Annotated in this window: 16 protein-coding genes and 1 pseudogene; 10 read left to right on the plus strand and 7 right to left on the minus strand. The window is 66.7% G+C overall.

Annotated features, from left to right (window positions below):
- The first annotated feature begins 14 nt into the window (after window positions 1-14).
- Both WFK61_RS16860 and WFK61_RS16865 read left to right on the plus strand, forming a co-directional pair.
- Window positions 15-1,655 (plus strand): benzoate-CoA ligase family protein, encoded by a 1,641-nt coding sequence (locus tag WFK61_RS16860; RefSeq protein WP_336813246.1) that lies wholly within the window; start codon window positions 15-17, stop codon window positions 1,653-1,655.
- Window positions 1,656-1,702: 47 nt separating this feature from the next.
- Complete coding sequence (locus WFK61_RS16865) at window positions 1,703-2,110, plus strand: RidA family protein (protein ID WP_336813247.1); 408 nt, start codon at window positions 1,703-1,705, stop codon at window positions 2,108-2,110.
- A 9-nt stretch (window positions 2,111-2,119) separates the two neighbouring features.
- Here WFK61_RS16865 and WFK61_RS16870 read toward each other — a convergent pair whose 3' ends face one another.
- The 7 genes from WFK61_RS16870 to WFK61_RS16900 form a co-directional block, all read right to left on the minus strand.
- Window positions 2,120-3,754 (minus strand): sulfate adenylyltransferase subunit 1, encoded by a 1,635-nt coding sequence (locus WFK61_RS16870; RefSeq protein WP_336813248.1) that lies wholly within the window; start codon window positions 3,752-3,754, stop codon window positions 2,120-2,122.
- On the minus strand, window positions 3,754-4,656 hold the full coding sequence (gene cysD / locus WFK61_RS16875) for a sulfate adenylyltransferase subunit CysD (protein WP_336813249.1): 903 nt from the start codon (window positions 4,654-4,656) through the stop codon (window positions 3,754-3,756). The genes WFK61_RS16870 and cysD overlap by 1 nt, the downstream gene beginning before the upstream one ends.
- On the minus strand, window positions 4,653-5,462 hold the full coding sequence (locus WFK61_RS16880) for a phosphoadenylyl-sulfate reductase (RefSeq protein ID WP_336813250.1): 810 nt from the start codon (window positions 5,460-5,462) through the stop codon (window positions 4,653-4,655). The genes cysD and WFK61_RS16880 overlap by 4 nt, the downstream gene beginning before the upstream one ends.
- A gap of 325 nt (window positions 5,463-5,787) precedes the next feature.
- Window positions 5,788-9,204 carry an error-prone DNA polymerase gene (locus WFK61_RS16885; protein ID WP_336813251.1) on the minus strand — a complete coding sequence of 1,139 codons (3,417 nt, stop codon included), beginning with the start codon at window positions 9,202-9,204 and terminating at the stop codon, window positions 5,788-5,790.
- Complete coding sequence (locus WFK61_RS16890) at window positions 9,201-10,745, minus strand: Y-family DNA polymerase (protein WP_336813252.1); 1,545 nt, start codon at window positions 10,743-10,745, stop codon at window positions 9,201-9,203. The genes WFK61_RS16885 and WFK61_RS16890 overlap by 4 nt, the downstream gene beginning before the upstream one ends.
- Complete coding sequence (locus WFK61_RS16895) at window positions 10,651-11,403, minus strand: ImuA family protein (RefSeq protein WP_336813253.1); 753 nt, start codon at window positions 11,401-11,403, stop codon at window positions 10,651-10,653. The genes WFK61_RS16890 and WFK61_RS16895 overlap by 95 nt, the downstream gene beginning before the upstream one ends.
- Before the next feature lie 506 nt (window positions 11,404-11,909).
- Window positions 11,910-12,938: a helix-turn-helix domain-containing protein gene (locus tag WFK61_RS16900; protein ID WP_336813254.1), complete on the minus strand. Its 1,029-nt coding sequence runs from the start codon at window positions 12,936-12,938 to the stop codon at window positions 11,910-11,912.
- Window positions 12,939-13,185: 247 nt separating this feature from the next.
- Here WFK61_RS16900 and WFK61_RS16905 point away from each other — a divergent pair, with 247 nt between their 5' ends.
- From WFK61_RS16905 to WFK61_RS16940, 8 genes and pseudogenes are all read left to right on the plus strand, one after another.
- A complete protein-coding gene (locus tag WFK61_RS16905; RefSeq protein WP_336813255.1) occupies window positions 13,186-15,456 on the plus strand; it encodes a TonB-dependent receptor in 2,271 nt (756 codons plus the stop codon).
- A 148-nt stretch (window positions 15,457-15,604) separates the two neighbouring features.
- Complete coding sequence (locus WFK61_RS16910) at window positions 15,605-15,982, plus strand: hypothetical protein (protein ID WP_336813256.1); 378 nt, start codon at window positions 15,605-15,607, stop codon at window positions 15,980-15,982.
- Window positions 15,979-17,250 (plus strand): MFS transporter, encoded by a 1,272-nt coding sequence (locus WFK61_RS16915; RefSeq protein WP_336813257.1) that lies wholly within the window; start codon window positions 15,979-15,981, stop codon window positions 17,248-17,250. Before WFK61_RS16910 ends, WFK61_RS16915 begins: the two co-directional genes overlap by 4 nt.
- A 39-nt stretch (window positions 17,251-17,289) precedes the next feature.
- The gene (locus tag WFK61_RS16920; RefSeq protein ID WP_336813258.1) at window positions 17,290-18,735 is read left to right on the plus strand and encodes a phospholipase D-like domain-containing protein; all 1,446 of its coding nucleotides are present in this window, start codon (window positions 17,290-17,292) and stop codon (window positions 18,733-18,735) included.
- Window positions 18,736-18,823: 88 nt separating this feature from the next.
- Window positions 18,824-19,621, plus strand: a pseudogene (locus WFK61_RS16925) (endonuclease/exonuclease/phosphatase family protein); the annotation flags it as partial.
- Between the two features lie 312 nt (window positions 19,622-19,933).
- Window positions 19,934-20,482: a chromate transporter gene (locus WFK61_RS16930; RefSeq protein ID WP_336813259.1), complete on the plus strand. Its 549-nt coding sequence runs from the start codon at window positions 19,934-19,936 to the stop codon at window positions 20,480-20,482.
- Between the two features lie 8 nt (window positions 20,483-20,490).
- On the plus strand, window positions 20,491-21,027 hold the full coding sequence (locus WFK61_RS16935) for a chromate transporter (RefSeq protein ID WP_336813260.1): 537 nt from the start codon (window positions 20,491-20,493) through the stop codon (window positions 21,025-21,027).
- A 242-nt stretch (window positions 21,028-21,269) separates the two neighbouring features.
- Window positions 21,270-23,540 carry a TonB-dependent hemoglobin/transferrin/lactoferrin family receptor gene (locus tag WFK61_RS16940; protein ID WP_336813261.1) on the plus strand — a complete coding sequence of 757 codons (2,271 nt, stop codon included), beginning with the start codon at window positions 21,270-21,272 and terminating at the stop codon, window positions 23,538-23,540.
- The last annotated feature ends 67 nt before the right edge of the window (window positions 23,541-23,607 follow it).

Consider the following 23,607-nt stretch of genomic DNA (forward strand, 5'->3'; position numbering starts at 1 on the left):
TGCAGGGGAACGCAATGACAGCAACCGGATTCGCGAGATCGGGGCACCAAGACAGCTTCGCGCGGGACAACCTGCCGCCGCGCGAAAGCTGGCCCGATCTGAGAGTGGAAGAGGCAGGGCTCGCCTATGCCGAGCGGCTAAACTGCGTCGCGGAACTGCTCGACAGGCATATCGCCGAGGGGCGTGGCGGGCGCACGGCGGTGATCGCGAGCGATCTGCACTGGAGCTATGCCGATCTCACTAAGGTGGTGAACCGCATCGCCAATGTGCTGACGCGCGATCTCGGCATGGCCAGCGGCAACCGCGTGCTGCTGCGCGCCGGCAATACGCCGATGATGGTCGCGGCCTATCTCGCCGTGATCAAGGCCGGCGGCGTCGCCGTCGCAACCATGCCGATGCTGCGGGCGGGCGAGCTCGCCTATCCCTTGCGCAAGGCCAGGATTACGCTCGCGCTCTGCGACCACCGCCTCACCGCCGAGCTGGAGACCGCCAGGGGACAGGTGCCCGAGCTTGCCCGCATCGTCGCCTTCGGCAGCGCCGGCAGCGAACTCGAAGCGCTGATGGCGCAATCGGGCTATGAGGCGTTCGAAGCCGTCGACACGGCGCGCGACGATGTCTGCCTGATCGCCTTCACCTCCGGCACCACTGGCGAGCCCAAGGGCACGATGCATTTCCACCAGGACATGCTGGCGATCTGCGACTGCTATGGCGCGCGCGTGCTGAAGGCCTCGCCCGACGACCGTTTCACCGGCTCGCCGCCATTGGCCTTCACCTTCGGGCTCGGCGGGCTCGTGCTCTTCCCGATGCGGATCGGCGCCGCGATGGTGCTGCCCGAGAAAGCCGGCCCGGCCGACCTGATCGACGCGGTCGAGCAGCACAAGGTCAGCGTCGTCTTCACGGCCCCGACCGCCTATCGCGCCATCCTCGACAAGCTCGACGGACGCGATATCTCCTCGCTCCGCATCTGCGTCTCGGCCGGCGAAGCCTTGCCCAAGGCGACCTTCGACGCCTGGCAGGCCCGGACCGGCATGCCGCTGCTCGACGGCATCGGCGCGACTGAGATGCTCCACATCTTCATCGGTGCGCCGCGCGAGGCGATCCGGCCGGGCTCGACCGGGATTCCGGTGCCCGGCTACGAGGCCAAGATCGTCGATGCCGAAGGGTGCGACGTGGCGGACGGCACACCGGGCCGGCTTGCCGTGCGCGGTCCGACCGGCTGCCGCTATCTCGCCGATCCGCGACAGGCGGTCTATGTCCTGAACGGCTGGAACATCACCGGCGACACCTATCTGCGCGATGCGGACGGCTATTTCTGGTATCAGGCCCGTTCCGACGACATGATCATTTCCGCCGGCTACAATATCGCAGGTCCGGAAGTGGAGGCCTGCCTGCTCAGCCATGAGGTCGTGGCCGAGTGCGGCGTGGTCGGCGCGCCCTGCCCCGAGCGCGGCCAGATCGTGAAGGCCTATATCGTGCTGCGTGAAGGCATCACGGGCGACGCGGCGCTGGTCAAGCTCTTGCAGGAGCATGTGAAGGCCAGCATCGCGCCCTATAAGTATCCGCGTGCCATCGCATTCGTCCCGGCCCTGCCGAAGACGGCGACCGGCAAGCTGCAACGCTTCGCGCTGCGCCAGCTGGCGCAAGGCGAGAGCTGATTTTCCGTCCAACAGAGCCTGAACGGCCGAAACCGAGGCGATACGCCATGTCCGATCTTCCGCAATCCCGCGCCATCCTGCCCGAAGGCTGGCCGCAGCCGCGCGGCTATGCCAACGGCATGGTGGCGGAAGGCCGCGTGCTGGTCACCGGCGGCCTCGTCGGCTGGGATGCCGAGGGCGTCTTTGCCGAGGGATTCATCGGCCAGCTGCGCCAGACCTTCCTCAACATCAAGGCGGTGGTCGAGGCCGGCGGCGGGCGCGTCGAGGATATCGTGCGCCTGACCTGGTATGTCACGGATATCGCGACCTATCGCGCCAGCCTCAAGGAAATGGGGCCGGCCTATCGCGAGGTCTTCGGCCGGCATTTCCCGGCGATGGCGGTGGTTGCCGTCACCGCGCTGGTCGAGCCGGAAGCGCTGCTGGAGATCGAGGCGACAGCGGTGGTGGGGGCTTAGCCCCCGCCCTCAAATCCCCGCGCCATCCTGCAAGATGCCTGTCGGCGCCTTCCGCCAGAGCCGCATATGCAGCGCCCGCAAACCGGGACGCAGCAGGATGTCGCCGAAAGCGAGCGCCAGGGACGCCGCCGCATTGGCCGTCAGCGCGAAGGCCGCCGCGAACAGCCCCGCCGTGCTCAGGACGCGCCAGCTCACGCCCGCAAGCCAGGCTCTGCGATCCGGCGTACCCGGCCGCCCGACGATGCGGACGACGCCGCGCTTCGTCCGGGCCAGCGCCCCGCCATCGCCCACGGCCTGCTGGACGGCTCCCTCACCCGGCTCGACGAAGCCGAAGGCCACCGTCTCGTTGCTGATCCGGTCGATCAGGATGAAGCCGCCAAGCTCGTGGCTTCTCGCATAGGGCAAGGAGACCAGTGGCCGGTCGAGCCGGAGCGTGACGAGGCCGATGCCGTTCATGCCCAGGCTCTGCGCCGGCAGCGGCTGGAAACCCTCGATGTCGATGCTGTGATGCAGCGCCTCGACCGAGGCATTGGCGCTTTGCGTCGCGAGCTTCACCAGGAACTGGCCGCCTTCGAGCATGGCGCGCTCGCCGGTCCAGAGCAGGCGCGCCTTGAGACCACGGCTCACCGGAAGCGCCGAGCCCGCTGCAGCGATGACGTCGCCGCGCGAAATGTCGATATCGTCCTCCAGCATCACCGTCGCGGCCTGCCCGGCGGCGATCTGGCTGGCCTCGCCAGCCGCGCCGATCAGCCTTGCGATGCGGCTGGTGCGGCCGGACGGCAATGCGACGACGGGATCGCCGACGCGGGCGCGCCCGGCGACAGCCGCACCGGCATAGCCGCGGAAGTCGAGATCGGGCCGGTTGACCCATTGCACAGGCAAAATGAAGCCCTCATCGGCCGGCACAGCGTGGGTGATCGCGACGCCTTCGAGATAGGGCAGCAGCGCCGGGCCGTAATACCAGGGCATCAGCGCGGAAGGCCGCATGACGTTCTCGCCGTCGCGGGCCGAAACCGGGATGAAGCGGATCGAGGCGAAGCCGAGGCTCTGCACCGCCGCGCGGTACTCGGCCGCGATCTTTTCGAAGACGGCCGCGTCATAGCCGACGAGGTCCATCTTGTTGATGGCGACCACGACATGGCGGACGCCAACCAGCGAGACGATGAAGGAATGGCGGCGCGTCTGCGGCAGTAGACCTTTACGCGCATCGACCAGGATGATCGCGAGATCGGCCGTGGAGGCGCCCGTCGCCATATTGCGGGTGTACTGCTCGTGGCCGGGCGTGTCGGCGACGATGAAGCTGCGCGTCTGCGTCGCGAAATAGCGATAGGCGACATCGATGGTGATGCCCTGCTCGCGCTCGGCCGAGAGGCCGTCGACCAGCAACGCGAAATCCGGCGCCTCGCCCTGCGTGCCGAACTTGCGGGAATCGCTGTCGAGCGCGCTGAGCTGGTCGTCGAAGACCGCGCCGGCCTCGTAGAGCATGCGGCCGATCAAGGTCGACTTGCCGTCATCGACCGAGCCGCAGGTGATGAAGCGCAGGAGCGAATGCTGGCCGGATTCGGAGGCGGCCGGCGTATCGTTGGCCGGAAGCGGGGTCTGCGGCGGCTTCGGTGTTTTCTTCTTGGCGAGCGCGAAGCCCATCAGAAATAGCCTTCCTGCTTCTTCTGCTCCATCGAGCCGGAGCCGTCATGGTCGATGACGCGGCCTTGCCGTTCGGAGGATCGCGACGAGCGCATCTCGGCGATGATGTCGGTGAGGTTCGCCGCCTCGCTCTCGACGGCGCCGGTCAGCGGGTAGCAACCCAGCGTGCGGAAGCGGACCATGCGGGTCTCGACCGTCTCGCCGGGGAGGAGTTCCATGCGCTCGTCGTCGCGCATGATCCAGGCGCCGTCGCGCCAGACCACCGGGCGCGGTGCCGCGAAATAAAGCGGCACGACCGGGATGTTCTCCAGCGCGATGTAGTCCCAGACGTCGCGCTCGGTCCAATTCGAGAGCGGAAACACCCGAAAGCTCTCGCCGCGGTGCTTGCGGGTGTTGAAGAGCTGCCAGGGCTCGGGGCGCTGGTTCTTCGGGTCCCAACGATGTTCAGGCGAGCGCAGCGAGAAGACGCGCTCCTTGGCCCGGCTCTTCTCCTCGTCGCGGCGAGCACCGCCGAAGGCCGCATCGAACCTGTGGAGGTCGAGCGCCTGCTTCAACCCTTGCGTCTTCATCACGTCGGTATGGACGCGCGAGCCGGAGGCGAAGGGGCTGATCCCGGCCTCGACGCCCTCGCGGTTGATATGGACGATCAGGTCGAGCCCGAGCCGCTTCGCCGTCTCGTCGCGGAAGGCGATCATCTCGCGGAACTTCCAGGTGGTATCGACATGGAGCAGCGGGAAAGGCGGCTTGGCGGGATAGAACGCCTTCATCACGAGATGCAGCAGGACGGCGGAATCCTTGCCGATCGAATAGAGCAGCACCGGTTTGTCGCAGGTCGCCACGACCTCGCGGATGATGAAGATCGCCTCCGCCTCGAGCTTCTGGAGATGGCTGAGCTGAATCATTGGCGCACCTCCACCGTCGCAGCCTGGACGCGCGCCAGCTTCCCGTCCTGCCCGACATGCAGGCCGCATTCCTTCGCCGCGTCGTCCTCCCACCACCAGCGCCCGGCCCTCTCGGGCTCGCCGGGGCGGATGGCGCGGGTGCAGGGCTGGCAGCCGATCGAGACGAAACCCTGCGCGTGCAGCGGGTTGAGCGGCACGGCGTTCTCCTGCGCGAAGGCGAACGCGCGCTCATGCGTCCAGTCGACCAACGGGCTCGCCTTGACGAGGCCACGGGCCGCATCGGCCTCCGCCAGCTTCACGCCGCCCCGCGCGGCCGACTGATCGGCGCGCAGGCCGGTCAGCCAGATGGAGGCACCGGCGAGTGCCCGGCCGAGCGGCTCGACCTTGCGGATGTCGCAGCAGGATTTACGGGCATCGCGCGAGGCATAGAAGCCGTTGATGCCGTTCTGGCGAACATGGAGCTCAAGCGTGTCATGGCGCGGGTAATACGGGCGGATCAGGATGCCGTAGCGCTCCTCGGTCTCCTGCCAGAGGGCGTAAACTTCGGGAAAGAGCCGGCCGGTATCGAGCGTGGCGAAGGTGACCGGCAGCTTGGCCGTCGCGATGAAATGGGTGAGGACCTGGTCTTCGAGGCCGAAGGAGGTGGTGAAGACCACCCGCCCGTTCGCTTCCGCGACGATGCCCGCGAGACGCCCGGCAACGTCCGCCTTGCCGAACGCCGCATCGAGCGCGGCCGCGCGACGCGCCAACAGCGCCTCTGCGGGCGTTGTCGTCGTGGGTTCGTCCGAGCCGAAGCCGTTCGCCATGGTCGTGGCCGCCTGTTCGGTAAATCGAACGAACCACTTATACCCATGGCGGCAAAGGTTCAATTTACAACAGATAGCGTGTTTTTTCTTATTTCACTTCCATTGGAGAAGTTTGTTTTGATGGACGATGATGACCGTCCCCTGGAGGGAGGCTTCGCCCTTGCCTTCTCCTCTCCGTCATCCCGGACAAGCCGCGCAGCGGCGCCGATCCGGGATCCATGCCGGAGCCTCACCGAGAGAGGTTCCGGCATGGATCCCGGGTCTCCCTTCGGTCGCCCGGGATGACCCGCGCGGGGTGGAAAGGACGAGGCGAAACGCCTGCCGTTCAATGGAAATCCCGCGATTTCGGGAGGATGCGGACATTGCGCGGATGGCGGTGGCGCGGCAGCGGCGGGTTCTTGAGTTCGTCGATCGGCATCGGCACCTCGGCGCGATGCGTGTCCGAGAGCGAGAGCAGATCGATCGAGCGATCGGCGATGCGCTGGGCCATGAGATGGGTGACGCCCTCGACGCTTTTCTGCACCCTGCCCTCGACCAGCATCAACCGCGCGCCCATGACTTCGCGGCGGAAACGCTCGAACAGGCGCGCCCAGATCACGACATTGGTGATGCCCGTCTCGTCCTCCAGCGTCACGAAGATGGCGTTGCCCTTGCCCGGCCGCTGGCGCACCAGCACGATACCCGCCGTGCGGACGAAGGCGGCATCGGGCTTCGCCTCGGTTTCCGCGCAGCTCAGCACGCCCTCGCGCCGGAAGCGCGGGCGCAGGAGCTGCATCGGGTGCCCCTTCAGCGAGAGCCGGACGGTCTGATAGTCGGCGACGATATGCTCGGCCAGCGGCATGAGCGGCAGCGCCATGCTGCGTTCCGAGCCCAGTTCACGGGCCTGCGCGGCCTGGAACAGCGGCAGAGCGGGATCGTCCGGCAGGCGGCGCACGGCCCAGAGCGCCTCGCGGCGATCCAGCCCGAGCGAGCGGAAGGCATCGGCATCGGCGAGCAGGCGCATGGCGCGAGCGGGAAGAGCAGCGCGCCGCATCAGTTCCTCGACATCGCGATAGGGGCCGCCCGTCTCGCGCTCCCCGGCGATGGCCTCACCCCACTCATCCTTGAAGCCGTCGATCTGACGGAAGCCCAGGCGCAATGCGAAGGGATCTGTCCCGCCCTCCACGCGCGGCCGGTCGCGATAAGAACTTGATTCCGAAACGGGCTCCAAGCTGTTGTCCAGGCAGCTGGAATTGACATCGGCCGGCCTCGCCTCGACGCCGCCGTTCTCCTCCGCCTCCCGCACGATCTGGGCCGGGGCATAGAAGCCCATCGGCTGGGAATTCAGCAATGCGGCAGCGAAGGCGGCCGGATAGTGCTTCTTCAGGAAAGAGGAGATGTAGACCAGCTTGGCGAAGGAAGCCGCGTGGCTTTCCGGGAAGCCATAGCTGCCGAAGCCCTTGATCTGCTCGAAACAGCGCTGAGCGAAATCCCGCTCATAGCCGCGCTCCACCATGCGCTCGACCATCATGTCCTGGAAATGATGGATGGTGCCAACATTGCGAAAGGTCGCCATCGCCCGGCGGAGGCCGTTGGCCTCGGGCTCCGTGAATTTGGCAGCGACCATGGCCAAACGCATGGCCTGTTCTTGAAAGAGTGGAACACCAAAGGTCTTTCTCAGTACTTCATAAAGTTCGTCAGGCGGCCCGTGCTCCGATGATGGCGAAGGGTAAGTCACCTCCTCGATCCCGGCCCGCCGCTTCAGATAGGGATGAACCATGTTGCCCTGGATCGGACCGGGGCGGACGATCGCGACCTGGATGACGAGATCGTAGAACTCCCGCGGCCTGAGCCGCGGCAGCATGTTCATCTGGGCGCGGCTCTCGACTTGGAAGACGCCGAGCGACTTGCCCTCGCAGAGCATGTCGTAGGTCGCCTTGTCGCCATCCTTGAGGTCGGCGAGCGCGTAATCCCTTCCCCCGTTCTCCCTGATCAGGTCGAACGCCTTGCGGATGCAGGTCAGCATGCCGAGCGCCAGCACATCGACCTTCATCAACTGCAATGCGTCGATGTCGTCGCGGTCCCATTCGATGAAGGTGCGGTCGTCCATCGCGGCGTTGCCGATCGGGACGGTCTCGTCGAGGCGCCCGCGCGACAGGACGAAACCGCCGACATGCTGCGAGAGATGGCGCGGATAGCCCAATAACCGGGTGGCGAAGCCGACAGCGCGGCGGATCGTCGGATTGGTCGGGTCGAGCCCGGCCTGGCGGACGCGGGCATCGCCGATCTCGCTGCCCCAGCTGCCCCAATTGGTATCGGCGATGCGGGCGGTGACGTCCTCGGTCAGGCCCAGCACCTTGCCGGCCTCGCGGATGGCGCTGCGTGGCCGGTAATGGATCACGGTCGCGGCGATGCCGGCGCGTTCGCGGCCGTAGAACTCATAGATCCACTGGATCACCTCCTCGCGCCGCTCATGCTCGAAATCGACGTCGATATCGGGCGGCTCCTTGCGCTCGGTCGAGATGAAGCGCTCGAACAGCACGTCATTCTCGTTGGGATCGACGGCGGTGATGCCGAGCACGTAGCAGACGGCGGAATTGGCTGCGGAGCCGCGGCCCTGGCAAAGGATGCCCTTGCTCTCGGCGAATTCGACGATCTGGCGGATGGTCAGGAAATAGCGGGCATATTCGAGCCTCCCGATCAGATCGAGCTCCTTCGCCAGCAGTTTCTCGACCTTCTCCGGCACGCCGTCGGGATAGCGGATCAGGCAGCAGCGCCGAACCAGTTCCACCAGCCAGTCCTGATCATTCCAGCCGGGCGGGATCGGCTCGTCGGGGTATTCGTATTTGAGTTGGCCGAGATCGAACTCGACGCGGGAGAACAGGGCTTGCGTCTCGGCGATGGCCTCGGGCGCATCGCGGAATAGACGCGCCATCTCCTGCGGCAGCTTGAGATGGCGCTCGGCATTGGATTCGAGCAGGCGCCCGGCCCGCTCGATGGTGGTGCCCTCGCGGATGCAGGTCAGCACGTCCTGCAGGTCGCGCTGGGCGATGGAATCGTAGAGCGCGTCATTGGTCGCGATCAGCGGCGTGCGGGTCGCGGCGGCGATATTCTTGAGGCGCGCGAGGCGGCGGCGATCGTCGCCGCGCCGGTGCATGCTGGCGGCAAGCCAGACCGCGCCGGGCGCGGCCTCGTCGAGCCGGGCGAGCAGCGCGGGCAGGCCCTCAAGGCTGCGCGCGGGCATCAGGATCAGCAGCAGGTCGCGCGCGTCGTTCAGGAGGTCGTCGAGGACGAGCCGGCATTCGCCCTTCTTCACGCCATCCTTCAGGTTGCCATGGCTGAGCAGGCGGCAGAGCCGACCCCAGCCAGCCCGATTGGCGGGATAGACGACGATATCGGGCGTGCCGTCGGCGAAGACGAGGCGGGTGCCGGTCGCGAGCTTGAAACGCTCCACCTTCGCCTTCATCTGCGCGGGCGTGAAAGGCAGGGCGGCGAATTCAGGGTTCTCGGCCCAGTAATATTCGCCGGGGCTGCCACCCTCCCTGACCTTGTCGGGCGCCGGCAGACCGTCCTCGCGCAGCTGCTTCAACGCGGCCCAGGCGCGCACGACGCCCGCCACCGTGTTGCGGTCGGCGATGCCGATGCCGGAATAGCCGAGCAGCAGCGCGGTCAGCACCATATGCGGCCCCGGCGAGGCGCCGCGCAGGAAGGAAAAATGCGAGGCGGCAACGGGTTCGGCGAAGGTATTCGCAATCTGATTCATGCGAAGAGCCCGTGCAGGAACCAGCGTGGCGGGGCGCTGTCGGCCTCGTAGAAGCCGATGCGGTAAAGCCAGAAGCGGCGGCCTTCGGCATCCTCGACGCGGTAGTAGTCGCGCATCGGCTCGTCCGAGCCGTCGCGCCACCATTCGGGGGCGATACGCTCGGGGCCTTCGGCACGGGCGACGTCATGGATGAGGCGGCGCCAGCGAAAGCGGATCGGCGGACCGTCCGGTACTTCCGCAATGGCCTCGACCGGCTGGGGCGGCTCGAAGAGCTGGAGCGGACGGGCCGGCGGCTCCTCGGGCTCGGGCGCCGACCATGCCGCCTCCGGCAATGGCGCCGCGGCCGAGAGCGCCTTGGCGGCGCGAACGGGGTGATGGGTGTCCTGCGCCGCGAAGCGCAGCACCCGGTCGCGGCCGAAGCGGGTGACGAGCCGGTCGACGAGATCGGCCACCGCCTCCTCCTCGACCGCGCGGCCGTCGAGGCTGTGCTGGGGCGTGTCGAGCGGCTCGCAAAGCGGCACGGCAAGCTTGATCGCATCGAAGCCGAAGCCGGGATCGAGCGGGTCGGACAGGGTCTCGACGCGCTCGCGATAGAGCCGAAGCAACGCCTTGGCATCGCGCGACGGGCGGCCAGTCTCGATGGCGAGACGGCGCACGGCGCCATCGCTGCGGAAGAAGCCGAGTTCGAAGACGCGCCCGCCCTCGCCACGCGCTTCCAGCACCCGCGCGGCCTCCCCGATCAGCCTGACGACCACGGCCTCGAGGCTTGCGGTATCGGCGAAAGGCTCGGCGAAATGGCGCTCGACCACGCAATCGGGCGGCGGGCGCAACGGCGTGATGCGACGATCCTCATGGCCGAGGATGCGCCGGAGCTTCGTTGCCAGTTCTTCGCCGAAGCGGGCGGAGAGGGTTTCGGACGGCCGCTCCGCGAGATGATCGAGCATCTTGAGACCGGCGCGGGAGAGCGCGATCACGGTCTCGGCGTCGGTATCGAGCGCGGCGGTCGGCAGCGGGCGGAGCCACCTCTCCTCCTGCCCCGGCGGGATGATGCCGCCACGGCCATGACGGGCGCTGGCGCGGGCCGCATCGGGTGTGCCGGCGATGGCGGCCTTGAGCTGAAGGCCGCCACGCTGCATGGCCCGCGCCGCCAGCGTGCCGAGCCCGGCCTCGCCGCCGAAAAGGTGGGCGCAGCCGGTGATATCGAGCATCAGGCCATGCGGCTCGTCGAGCGCGACGAGCGGCGTGAAGCGGTCGCAGAAACCGGCGAGCGCTTCGAGGAACTCGCGATCGGCCTGCGGCTGCGCCTCCAGCGCGACGAGATCGGGGATGCGGGCGCGGGCATCGGCCAGCGTCATCCCCCGGGTCAGGCCGAGGGCGACGGCGCGCTGGTCGCAATCGACGAGGCGCAGCGCATTACCCTGCATCTCGGTCAGGACATGCGGCCTCTCAGCCGGCGCGCCGGAGGCCGGAATCGCGCCCGTCCGCCGCAACCTGTCCGTCGCCAGATAGGGGAACCAGAGGGCGAGATAGCGGCGCGGCATGGTCTGTCCGGACGGCTCGATCGAAAAGGCTGCGTTCCGCAAAGCAATGTCGGTCACGGTCCCACTCCACACGCCACTCACGCTCGGCCGCGCCGCCGCGCTGACGCAGCAATCTCAAGGCGAAGGCCGGGGCGCCCGGCGCATTGGCCTCCAGCACCCGCGAGGCGAGCGCCTTCACCTGCCAGCGCGTGCGCGCCGCGCTCGGCGCCTCGGCCGCCGCGACGCGCAGCAGCAGCACCGGCACGCCCGAGGCCTCCGCCGCCAAAGCGAGACGACGACTCGCCGTCAGGTCGAAAGGGCGCGGCTCGCCCCAGGGCTCGATCAGCACGGCGCCGAGCGCAGCACAGCGCGCCGCCTCGGCCCCGGCCCGCAGAACGCCCTCGCCATCGCGCGCCCGCACCAGCAGCAGGCGCGCCGGATCGAGGCCAAGTTCATTCAGCCCCGGCGCATGGAGCCGCCCAGCCTCGGCATCGACGAAATCCTGTCGCGCCCAGAGAATGGTGCGGCCGACGGCCTTCTCTTCCGCCTGCCCCGCCCGCAATGCGAGGCCGAGCGCGAAACCGGTCGCGGCGGCGAGATCGGCCACCTCGGCGGCATAGACCTCATGCAGTGCCGCCCGCGCGAGCCCGCCGTTCAGGACATCGTCCAGAGCGGGCATGCCCAGGCCGATCCGGCCGGCCGCAGCCGGGCCGCTCCGCAGAGCGGCCTCAGTAAAGCTGCGACGCAGGTCGGACAGGGTCGGTGCGGTTTCCGGCATGGGGCACGATAAATGTTCTCTCTTTGTTCTTTTATAGAACGAGCCTTGCCGGAAGGCGAGTCGAGTCTTCCGGCCGTCCCCATGCCCCTGCCAGAGGGTGACGCGGAGCGAAGGCCGTTTGGACATTTCCCAAAGCGCTCCTCAGAGTTTGGCCGCGAGTTAGCATCATGATTTCAAAGAGTATTTGATCGCGGAAAATGCACGGGTCATCCCGGGCGACCGGAGGGAGACCCGGGATCCATGCCTGAACCTTGGTCGGAAGCGCTCCGGAATGGATCCCGGATCGGCGCCGCTTCGCGGCTTGTCCGGAATGACCCGCGCATTTCAGGTCAAAACGCAAACGCCTGAAATGACCGACCTCATTCGCGGCCAGACTCTCGCGATGAGGCGGGTGTTTAAAAGACCTCTCAGCCCTCGCCGCTGACCGCCTGCGCCTTGATCTGCGAGGGCGGGCGGCCGAAGCGCTTGCGGAAACAGCGGTTGAAATAGGAGAGATCACCGAAGCCGACCTCATAGGCCACAGCGCTGATGGTCAGCGCGGCGCCTTCCGCCGTGACCAGCCGGTGCCAGGCGCGGTCGAGCCGGCGTTCCAGCACATAATCGGAGAAGGTCCGGCCCTCCGCCTCGAAGAGCTTCTGCACGACGCGGGCGCTGATGCCGTGCAGGGTCGCGATCATCTCCACGCCGAGTTCGCGCCGCTCCAGCCGCGCCTCGATATCGGCCTTGATCGCGGCAAGGCGGCCGGCCCGCCGGTCTGCCATCGCAGCCGGCGCCGCAGGTTCGCGATCCGACAGGGCGGCTCCGATGAGATCATGGACATGGCCCTTGGCGAGAGCCTGAAGCTCGGTCGAATTCAAGGGCAGCAGGCCGCGCAGCAGCAACGCGCCGTAATGCGCCAGCGCCTGCAAGCCCGGGTTCGAGCGCGGGATGACCTGCATCAGCCCCGCCCCCTCCCCGGCCAGCAGCGGCAACAGGGCGGCGTCGAGTTCGATCACGTCGATGCGGCCCGGCTGGGCGAGAACGAACTCCGTCGGCTGGTCGAGGACGAGCGCCGCCGCTTCGCGAGCCCGCAAGGCAATGCGGCGGTCGCCCTGGCGGATCACGACGCGCGCCTCGGCCGGGCGGATGAGGATGTAGCGCGCGCCCTTCTCACCCCGCTCCGGCTGCCAGATCCAGTGCGAGGCCGGAGCGAAACAGGAGCGCAGGCCGATATCGGGGCGCGTGGTCAGGACGCAGCGCGCGTCGAAAGGCAGGGGCAGATCGGGCGCCGCGGCTTCGCGGGCGACGTTACGGCCGAGGATGCGCCGCGACAGCGTGCTCGCCTCGTCGCGGCCGACATCGGCGGAAACCAGCCAGAACGGCACGAAATTCCGCGCTTCCGGGGCCGCCTCCAGGCCAAGGCGTGTCGCGACAGCCACATCTCCCGTTTTCGACACCGGATTCGTCTCAGTCCTATAGGGCGTTCGCGGAAGTCCAAGCTTAGACCGCAGAAACAACATTACAGCAACAACTGAAATCGCTGATGACACTCATCACACATCGAATCCGCGATGAAATCAAGCTACTTTACTATAATTCTAAAGAACTAATTCTGAAGCAAGACAAGTAATCCACCATCAGAGCGACATCGGTTTCCTGCCCAAGACATGAGCAGAACCGCTGCCGGCGCCGCCAGGTAGAACCATGACCAGATCGATCAGCCTCGCCACCAGCCTCGTGGCCCTCCTCGCCTCCTCGATGGCGGTGGCGCAGGTTTCGCCACAGTCCGGAAGCCGCGCGGCAGCGCCGGGCCGCGCCGCGTCCGCACCGACGACGATCGATCTCGACACGATCACGGTGACCGCCGCCCGCACCGAGCGCAGCACGGCCGAGACGCCGCAATCGGTCCAGGTCATCGACCGGACGGAAATCGAGCAGCAGCTCAAGTTCAGCCCGAATGCCGCGACCGCGCTCGGCAAGCTGGTGCCGGGCTATTCGATGTCGACGCAGACGGTCTCCAGCGCCTCGGAGAATTATCGCGGCCGCGACCTGCTGGTGATGATCGACGGCGTGCCGATGAACACGCCGCTGCGCGACGTCTCGCGCATCCTCTCGCTGATCGACCTCAACACGGTCGAGCGCATCGAGGTCGTCGCCGGCGCCTCCAGCCTCTATGGCGCGGGCGCCACCGGCGGCACGGTCAATTTCATCACGCGGAAGGCGGCCGAGGGCAAGCCGCGCGTCACGGTCAACACCGCGATCCGCGGCTTCACCCAGAATATCGGCCGCTCGCTGGCGCCGGAAACCTCGGTCACGGTCTCCGGCAAGGTACCGGATGGCTTCGACTATCTGTTCTCGGGCCAGATTCGCGGCGCGGGTCGCACCTATGACGGCGCCGGGCGCGAACTCCCCTCGGACGGCCTGCTCGGCCAGGGCGGCGGCGACCGCTACAAGGCCGGCAATCTGCTGGCCAAGCTCGGCTACGACTTTGCCGGCGGCAAGCGCATCGAACTCAATGCCTCCTGGATCGGCTTCGACCAGGACCCGAAATACCTGACCAATTACGCGGCGCCCTTCGCCCGGCCTGACCGGACGCAGCTCTATAACGGCCAGAGCGTGCTGGAGGACACCAAGTCCGTGTCGCTGCGCTATAGCGATCCCGATTTCGCGCTCGGCAAGCTCAGCGTGCTCGGCTACTACAACGATATCAAGAAGCGCTTCAATTATTCGACCTTCTCCTTCCCGTATAATTCGCAGGTCTACTACTCGTTCAACCCGCTCTCGCCGACGAGCCGGGACAACCAGACGACGCTCTATTCGCAGCGTGGTGGCTTGAACCTCACGATCGATACCCCGCTCGACGTGATTCTGCCCGGCGCCAAGCTGACCTGGGGCGGCGACCTGATCCAGGAGAAGACCTGGCAGACCCTGACCAGCGGACAGGACGTCTTCACGCCGCTGAAGCAGACGACGGCCGCCGGCTTCGGCCAGCTGCAGATCCCGATCGGCGAGCGCGTCGTGCTGCGCGGCGGCCTGCGCTACGAGCATTTCTCGCTCTCGGTCAGCGACTATACCCGTCCGGCCGCCTATGCGGCGGTCGCCGCCAACAACCCGCAGGGCTACCAGGCCTTCGTGCTGCCGGCGCTGCGCGTGCTCGGCGGCGATTTCGACTATTCGGCGCTGACCGCCAATCTCGGCGCGACGATCAAGCTGTCCGAGACCAGCGAAATCTTCGGCGGCTTCTCGCAGGGCTTCGCGCTGCCGGATGTCGGCGCCTTCACCCGCCGCGCCGGCATCTCGACGCAATACGCTTGCCCCGTGGCGCTGCCGAGCTGCCTGCCGGCCAACCGCCAGACGATCAGCTATTCGGCGATCGCGCCGAAGGCGCAGATCGTGAACAGCTACGAGCTCGGCATCCGCGGCAGCTATGACCGCTTCAAGGGCTCGCTGACCGGCTTCGTCAGCACCTCCGATGACGGCGTCACCTTCGATTCCGTCACCAACACGATGTCGCAGCAGAAGGAGCGGATCTGGGGCGTCGAGGCGACCGGCGACGTCACCATCACCGACGCCTTCACCATGGGTACGGTCCTGTCCTATCGCGAAGGTCGCTACGACACCGACGGCGACGGCAGGCTCGACAGCAACCTGCCGAACAACCGCATCGGCTCGCCCTGGCGCGGCATGCTCTATGGCAGCTACCGCTTCGTGAACGGCATGCAGTTCCGGGTCGAGGGCGAGGCCTTCTCGGACCGCGACGTCGCGATCGACCTGCGCGGCACGCGCTACAAGCTGAAGGGCGCGGCGACGATGAACCTCGCGCTCACCGCACCGATCTGGGAGGGCGAGGCCTATGTCGCGGTCAACAACCTGTTCGACCGCGCCTACCAGAACCCGACCGCGACCTCGGTGCGCAACCTGCCGAACTATGGCTGGGGCCGCACCGTCACCGTCGGCTTCCGCAAAACCTTCTGAGATAGGATGCCTCAGCCCTCATCCTGAGGAGCCGTGAAACGGCGCCTCGAAGGATGCTCCAGAGCGCACTGGAACATCCTTCGAGACGCGCTCTCCGAGCGCTCCTCAGGATGAGGGCTGAGCTGCCCAAGTCATTTTGGTGAATTTGATGGTCAGCCTCGAGATCGACGCCGACGCGGTGGTGACGCTGCGCTTCATGCCGCCCTATGAGCCGCAGGACGAGCGCGCCTATCTCGACGCGCTCCATCAGGTCGGCCAGCGCGACGAGCCCTATACGCTACTGACGATCTTCGGCGGCGGGCGGGCCCTCTCGCAGGCGGGCGAGCGCGAGCAGGCGCTCTGGTTCAAGGCGACGCGGGACCGGGTCTCGCTCGCCTGCCGCGCCTGCGCGATCGTGCGGCCCGATGCCAGCGAGAAGACCGCGGAAATCTTCCGCCGGCTCTGGCCCTTCCCGATCGTCGCAGAGCGCGAGGAGGCCGTGGGCCGGGCCTTTCTGCTGAGCCACTACAACGGTGCAGCGTCATGAGCAGCGCTATCGAGCCCTCGGGCAGAACCGCCGCGCTTGAACCGAGCCAGCGCTATCGGCTCTTCGCCGTGCTGGGCGGGCTCTATCTGGCGCAGGCGATCCCGTCCTATCTCTTCGTTGCGGCACTGCCGCCGATCATGCGCGAGCTCGGCGTCTCCCGCACCGCCATCGGCATGATGAGCATCCTCCTGCTGCCGCTCGTCCTGAAATTCCTCTGGGCGCCCTGGGTCGATCGCATCCGGCCCTTCGCGCGGGCGCACCGCGCCGGCTGGGTCTTCATCACCCAGAGCCTGACGATCCTTGCCATCCTCGCCCTGATCCTAGTGGGGCCGACTGAGGTCAATGCGATCATCGCGATCGGTTTCGTCGCCTCGCTCCTGATCTCGACGCAGGATATCGCGACCGACGGCTATGCCGCGAAATATCTGCCCGAGGCAGACCGCGCCATCGGCAACGCCATCCAGGGCGGCTCGGTCGCCTTCGGCGTCGTCATCGGCGGCACGCTCGGCCTCGTGCTCTACCATCATATCGGCTGGACCGGGATGCTGGTCACCATCGCCGCGATCTCGCTCCTGCCCCTAATCGCCGCCGCGATGATGCGGGAGGACGATCCCGTGCCCGGCATCGCCCCGGCGCCGCGCCCGTCGATCCGCACCTTCCTGAAGCGCCCCGAGGCCCGCCAGATCCTCTGGATCGCCCTGACCTATCGGGCGAGCGAAGGTCTCGTGAAGGCGATGGAAGGCTCCTATCTCGTCGATGCCGGCATCCCGCTCGACCAGATCGGCTATCTCTCCGGCCTCTCGGCGACGACCGCGGGGCTTGCGGGTTCGGCGATCGCCGCCTGGATGGTGCAGCGGCAGGGGCTCTCCTTCGTGCTCGCCCTGCTCGGCGGCCTGCGGACGATCTGCTTCGCGCTGTTCGCGGCGCATGCGCTCGGCGCCGTGGTCGGGGTCTGGCCCTTGTTCGGCGCCGCCGGCTTCCAGACCCTGATCCGCTACATGGAGATCGTCGCGCTCTATTCGCTGTTCATGGCGGTGACGACCTCGGACCAGCCCGGCACGGATTTCACCATCCTCGCCTGCGCGCAATTGCTGGTCTATCTCGCCGGCTCGATGCTGGCCGGCAAGCTCGCTGACGCAATGGGCTACGGCGTCCTGTTCTCGCTGGCGACCGCGATCTCCGCCATCGCCGTGATCGCGACGGTCCGCATGCTCGCTCAGGCGACGATCATGCAGCGGCCGGGAGCGGGAACCGCCAAAACCGGCTGAGCATGGCGGAGCGCCCGTCCCCACGCTAGCCTTGGCCGCATGTGGGAGATTCTCTCAGCCTATTGGCCGCATATCCTCGCCGTCATCACCATCGTGACGTCGACCGTCGCCGGCGCGCATGCGGTGATGACGAAGGACGAGGTCCGCGCCGCCATCGGCTGGGTCGGCGTCATCATCCTCTCGCCGATCGTCGGGCCGCTGCTCTACGCCATCGCCGGGGTCAACCGCATCCGGCGCGCCTCGATCCTGGCGCAGCGGCCGGGCCACGGCATGGCGGCGGCCGACTTCCATGTCGAGGACGAGGTGGTCGAGACGCATTTCGGCCGGCGCTTCCTTGCGCTCAAGACGCTCGGCGACCGCGTCGCGCGCCATCCGCTGACCACCGGCAACCGCATCGAGACGCTGGAGACCGGCGACGCCGCCTATGCCGCGATGCTCAGCGCGATCGCGGCAGCCGAGCGCAGCATCATCCTGGAAAGCTATATCTTCGACCGCGATCCGCTCGGCCTGCGCATCGCCGACGCGCTGATCGACGCGCATCGGCGCGGCGTCGCGGTGCGCGTGCTGATCGATGCGGTCGGCGCTCGCTATTCGGTGCCGAGCATCGCCGGGCATCTGCGTGAGGGCGGGGTCGCGGTCGATGTCTTCAACGGCAACATCATCGTGGGCCTGAGGCTGCCCTATGCCAATCTCAGGACGCACCGAAAGATCATCGTCGTCGACGGCACGGTCGGCTTCATGGGCGGGATGAACATCCGCGAGGGCTTCACCCGCGAATTCGCCGGGGATGCCTTCGCCCATGACACGCATTTCCGCGTCGAGGGCCCGGTGGTCGCCGATCTCTTCGCGGTCGCCGCCGAGGACTGGTGCTTCGCCACCGGCGAATCGCTGTCCGGCCCCGCCTGGGAGATTCCGGTCATGGCGCGCGGCGGCATGCCGGTGCTGGCGCGCGCGGTGCCGACGGGACCGGATTCCTATCTGGAAACCAATCACAAGCTCTTGATCGGGGCGCTGTCGGTGGCGCGCGATTCCGTGCGGATCATGTCGCCCTATTTCCTGCCGGATCAGGAACTGATCAGCGCGATCGTCACGGCCGCACGCCGCGGCGTCGCCATCGATATCGTCGTGCCCTCGGTCAACAATCTCGTTCTGGTCGACCGCGCCATGACCGCGCAATTCGACCAGATGCTGAAGAATTACTGCCGGATCTGGCGCTCCACCGGCGCCTTCGACCATTCCAAGCTCCTCGCCATCGACGGCAGCTGGGCCTATGTCGGCTCCTCCAATCTCGATCCCCGCTCGCTGCGCCTGAATTTCGAGATCGATCTCGAAGTCCTCGACCATGGCTTCGCCCGCGCGATCGAGCGCCGGATCGAGACGGTGATGGCCACTGCGACCCCGGTCACGCTTGCCGGCCTGCGCGCCCGGCCCTATGTCATGCGTCTGATCGACAGGCTGATCTGGCTCGGCTCGCCCTATCTCTGAGCCAAGGCGGTCATATCCCTGACGCCATGGATGCCCAAGCCGTTACCCGTCCAGCCATAGCGGGTCCGGAGCACGAGCCGGCGGAGCGATGCAGAAGAAGAGCCAGAGCCTGCCCGCCAGCATCATCGCCTCGCTGCGCCAGCGCAAGAACCGCCCCGGCGCCGCGCCGGCCGGCGAGAGCGGGCGTTCCGGCGGCACGCTGGTCGCGTCCTACAACGTCCATAAATGCGTCGGCATCGACGGCCGCTTCGACCCCGGCCGGATCGCGCAGGTAATCCGCGAGATCGCGCCGGATGTCATCGCCCTGCAGGAGGCCGACAAGCGCTTCGGCGCCCGCCACGGCCTGCTCGACCTCGCCCGGCTGAAGGAGGAGACCGGGCTCGTCCCGGTTCCCGTCGAGAGCGCCAACGCCGCCGCCCATGGCTGGCACGGCAATGTCGTGCTGTTCCGGCAGGGGTTGGTGCGCGACGTCCATCAGGTCGCGCTGCCGGGGCTGGAACCGCGCGGCGCGCTCGTCGTCGATATCGACCTCGAAAGCGGCGCGGCGCTCAGGATCGTCGCCGCTCATCTCGGCCTGCTCAGGCGGTCGCGTTCGCAGCAGGCCCGCATGATCATCGAACTGATGCGCAGCCGGGACGAGCGCCCTACCCTTCTGCTCGGCGATCTCAACGAATGGCGGCTCGGCGGGCGCTCGGCGCTGAGCGCGCTCGATGCCGCCTTCGGCGCGATGCCGGTCCCGGTGCCGAGCTTCCCGGCCGGGCTGCCCCTGCTGGCGCTCGACCGCATCATCGCCAACCGCCCGGAAATCCTGTCGGAGGTCGCGGTCCACGACACCCCGCTGGCGCGCGTCGCCTCCGACCATCTGCCGATCAAGGCCTTCGTCGATCCGGCGATGGCGGCGCTGCCGGTGCGTGCGCCCGAGCTCATGCTCGTGCCGGCGGAAGCGACCTCCTCCGGAACGGCAGCGGCGCGGGACAAGGAAGCGCCCTTGCCGCTGGCCGCCCTGACATCCGGCAAGGGCCGCCGCGGCAGCAATCGCGAACTCGTGCGCAAGGCCGGCGACCAGCTGAAGCGCGCCGTCCGGCGCACCTTGCGGCGGCCGGACGCTCCGACGCGCTGAAGATCGGCATCCGGCGCTGGCCAATCCCGGCGAAGCCTGCTTTCTGGTTTCATAAGCCGTCTCAGGGCGCAGAATCAGATGCCGGATGCCTTGGCCGAGCGCCCGAGCGCGCTGCAACTCTTCCTGATCTTCGCAAGGATCGGGCTGACCAGCTTCGGCGGCGGCCTGAGCGGCTGGATGCTCCGGGAATTCGTGCAGCGGCGGCGCCTGATGAGCGAGGAGGATTTCCTCAACGGGCTCTCGGTCGCGCAGGCTTTGCCCGGCGTCAACGTTACCAACATGGCGATCTGGATCGGCTTCAGGCTCGGCGGGCGCAACGGCGCCATCGCCTCCTGGCTCGGCATCGTCGTGCCGGCCGCCTTCGTCATCGTGCTGATCGGTAGCGCTTTCGCTTCGCTCGCCGGCTACGAACTCAGCCATGTCGCGCTCAGCGGCGCGGCCGCCGCGGCGATCGGCCTGTCGCTGGCGATGGGGCTGACCGCAGCAAGGCGCGTGCCGCGCCGGGTATTCCCACTCGCGATCATGGCCGCGACCTTCGTCGCGGTCGCGATCCTGAAATGGCCGCTGCTCTGGACGGTGCTAGGCTTCGGCTCGCTCAGCGTCGCCGTGACCTATCGCGACGGCTGAGTGAACGGATGCAATCCCTGCCCTTCAGCATCCTGCTCGTCTTCCTGCCGCTCTCGCTGGTGACGATCGGCGGCGGCCAGAGCGCCATCGCCGACATACATCGCCAGATCGTCGAGGTGCATCAGTGGATGAGTGCCGCGCAGTTCGTCGACGCCTTCGCAATCGCGCGGCTGGCACCGGGGCCCGGCTCGCTGCTGGCGACGCTGATCGGCTGGCAGATCGCCGGCTTCTGGGGCGCGGTCGCAGCCACCGCTGGCATCTTCGGGCCGACCGCCTTCCTGATCTACGGGGTCGCCCATATCTGGTCGCGCTATGAGGGAGCAAGGCTGCTGCGCGCGCTCGAGAAGGGCCTGCGGCCGGTCGCGGCGGGGATGATCCTGGCCGCGAGCTATGTGCTGATCCAGTCGCTCGACAGCGGCTGGCTCGGCCGAGGGATCGCGCTGGCCTCGACCGCCCTGCTGATGCTCACGCCGGTCAATCCGCTCCTGCTGATCGCAGGCGGCGCCGGCTGCTTCGTCGGGCTGCATCTGCTGGCGCTGATCTAAACACCTTTCGTCACATCGAAACCTGACGGCGGCCGCGCAAGCGCGCCTACATATATCGAACAATATAACGCGCTAATCGTCCATAAATGGCTTTACAAAGCCGCATTCTACAATAATTATATTATATAGAACATTCAGATTTGAATTGTATCAATTATTATATTATCGACTCATAAAGAATCAACTTGCGAATCTTTTCACGAAACTATTAGACGCCCCAGATATGGGACTGGGGTTACGTGATGAATAATAATTCTAAGCTGGCTTTCCTGGCGGCATTGCTGTCGACGACCGCCCTTTCGGTGGCTCAGGCGCAGACTCCGCAAGCCAATGGAAACACCGGCGAGCAAACGATCTCGCTCGACCAGATCACGGTCACCGCGTCGCGCGGCGAGAAGCAGGTTCTGGATGTTCCCGGCACGGTGAGCGTCATCACGCGGCAGGATCTGGACGAACGCATCGTCCGCGACATGCAGGACCTGATTCGCTACCAACCCGGTATTTCCGTGAATCGCCAGACGACCGGAGCCGATCCCACCGGTAGCTTCGGCGGTTTCAACATCCGCGGCGTCGGCGGCAATCGCGTCAAGATTCAGGTAGACGGCGCGCGCGTGATCGAGCGTCAGGGGGACGGCACCCGCGACTTCGTCGATCTGTCCTTCATGAAAAGCGTCGAGATCATCCGCGGGCCGGGTTCAGTGCTCTGGGGTGCCGACGCGCTCGGCGGCATCGTCGCCTATCGCACGCTCGATCCGCAAGATCTTCTCAAGGGCAGAACCGACAAGCCTTATGCGGCGCGCCTGCAATCGAGCTACGACAGCCTCGATCGATCCTTCGTCAAGACGGCCATCGGCGCCTATAGCTTCTCGCCCGCTTTCGAGGTGATCGCCGGCGTCAGCCATCGTTCGGCGGAGGAGGCCAGGCTCGGCCGAGCTCGCGCAGATGGCGGCCGCTGGGGCTGTCAGGTGCCGACGATGCGCTACCTGCCCTGCAACCGGCTTAACCCGCTCGACATCGATGTCTGGAACGCCTTCGGCAAGATCGTCATCAAGCCTTCGCCCGACCACACGATCAAACTGACGGGCGAGTATTTCGACAATGATACCAGGGTCAACCAGCTCTACGACTTCAACACCGTAAGCTCCGGCATCCGCAACGGCGCCTATATCCGCAATCAGGAGAAGAGCCGCCAGCGGATCGCCATCGAGCATGACTGGGAGGTCCGGGCGCCCTTCCTCGATTCACTGCGTTGGCAGGCGTCCTTCTCCCCGCAGAAGCGGACTTTCATCAGCGACCGCCTGCAGACGCTCGCAAACGGCCAGCTCCGCCACACGCACAGCCTGCTCAAGTTCGAGGAGCAGTTCTCGCAGCTCGACATCCAGGCCAAATCGAGCTTTGCGCTGGGCCCGACCTTCCATCGCCTGACATACGGCTTCCAGGGTGACATCACCCGCACGGATTACACGCGCCGGGACGATGTGAGGAATCTGGCGACCGGGGTCGCGACGTTCAGCACCCCATCCAATTTCGCGGACGCGACGACGACCCGCTACGACTTCTACCTGCAGGACGAGATCGAGCTGCTGAACGGCCGCTGGACCATCACGCCTGGCGTCCGCTACGCCAACTATAAGATCGATCCGCGCATCGACTCGTCCTATTCCATCATCCCCGGCAAGGAGCCGCGCCAGCTCGACGCGCATCGTTTCGTTCCGCAGATCGGCACCATATTCAAGCTGGACGAAACCTATTCGCTCTATGGCCGCTATGCCGAAGGCTTCAAGATGCCGACGGCCGAGCAGCTTTATACCTCATCGCCTTCGGTGAGCTTCAGCACGATCCCGAACCCCGACCTCAGGCCTGAGAAAGTGCGCTCGTTCGAGGCTGGCCTGCGCGGCAAATTCTCCGACGGCTGGTTCTCCGTGGGTGTCTTCAATGCCCGCTACAAGGACTTCATCCAGAGCTTCTACAACATCCCCGGCACCACCGATTATACGTACCGGAACCTGTCGCAGGTCGAGATATCCGGCATAGAGGCCTCGGGAGAATGGCGTTTCCATGATCGCTGGCTGGCCAATGTGTCGCTCAGCTACCAGTACGGCAAGCAGCGGACTTCCGCAGGCGCACCCAAGACGGCGTTCGACACCAACCCGTTCAAGGCGGTGACCGGAATCAAGTACCTGATGCCGGAATACGGCCTAGAAGCCGAGGTGATCGGCACCTTCGCTGGCGGCGCGAACCGGGCGAGCTCGTCGACCGCTTTCAAGCCGGGCGGATACACCGTGTTCGACGCCTACCTGAACTGGAAGCCGACCTCGATGATCACGGTGCGCGGCGGCGTCGAGAACATCTTCGACAGGCGCTACTTCGCCAACATCGTCGGCGGAACCAGCTACACGAACACCACCCCTGTCTGCAGCACCCCAAGCAGCTGTGTCGCCGCGGTCAACCCGCTGGAACTGCAGACGGCACCGGGGCGCGTCTTCAAGCTTTCCGCTTCCGTCGAGTTCTGACCCTGTTCGAGACGCCGCGGCGCGAGGCCCGGCGGATCAGCGGCGCCCCGGTCGAGACCCCGGGGCG

The organism is Allobosea sp. MMO-172, from assembly GCF_037147855.1.
In the GTDB taxonomy this organism is placed as follows: Bacteria; Pseudomonadota; Alphaproteobacteria; order Rhizobiales; family Beijerinckiaceae; genus Allobosea.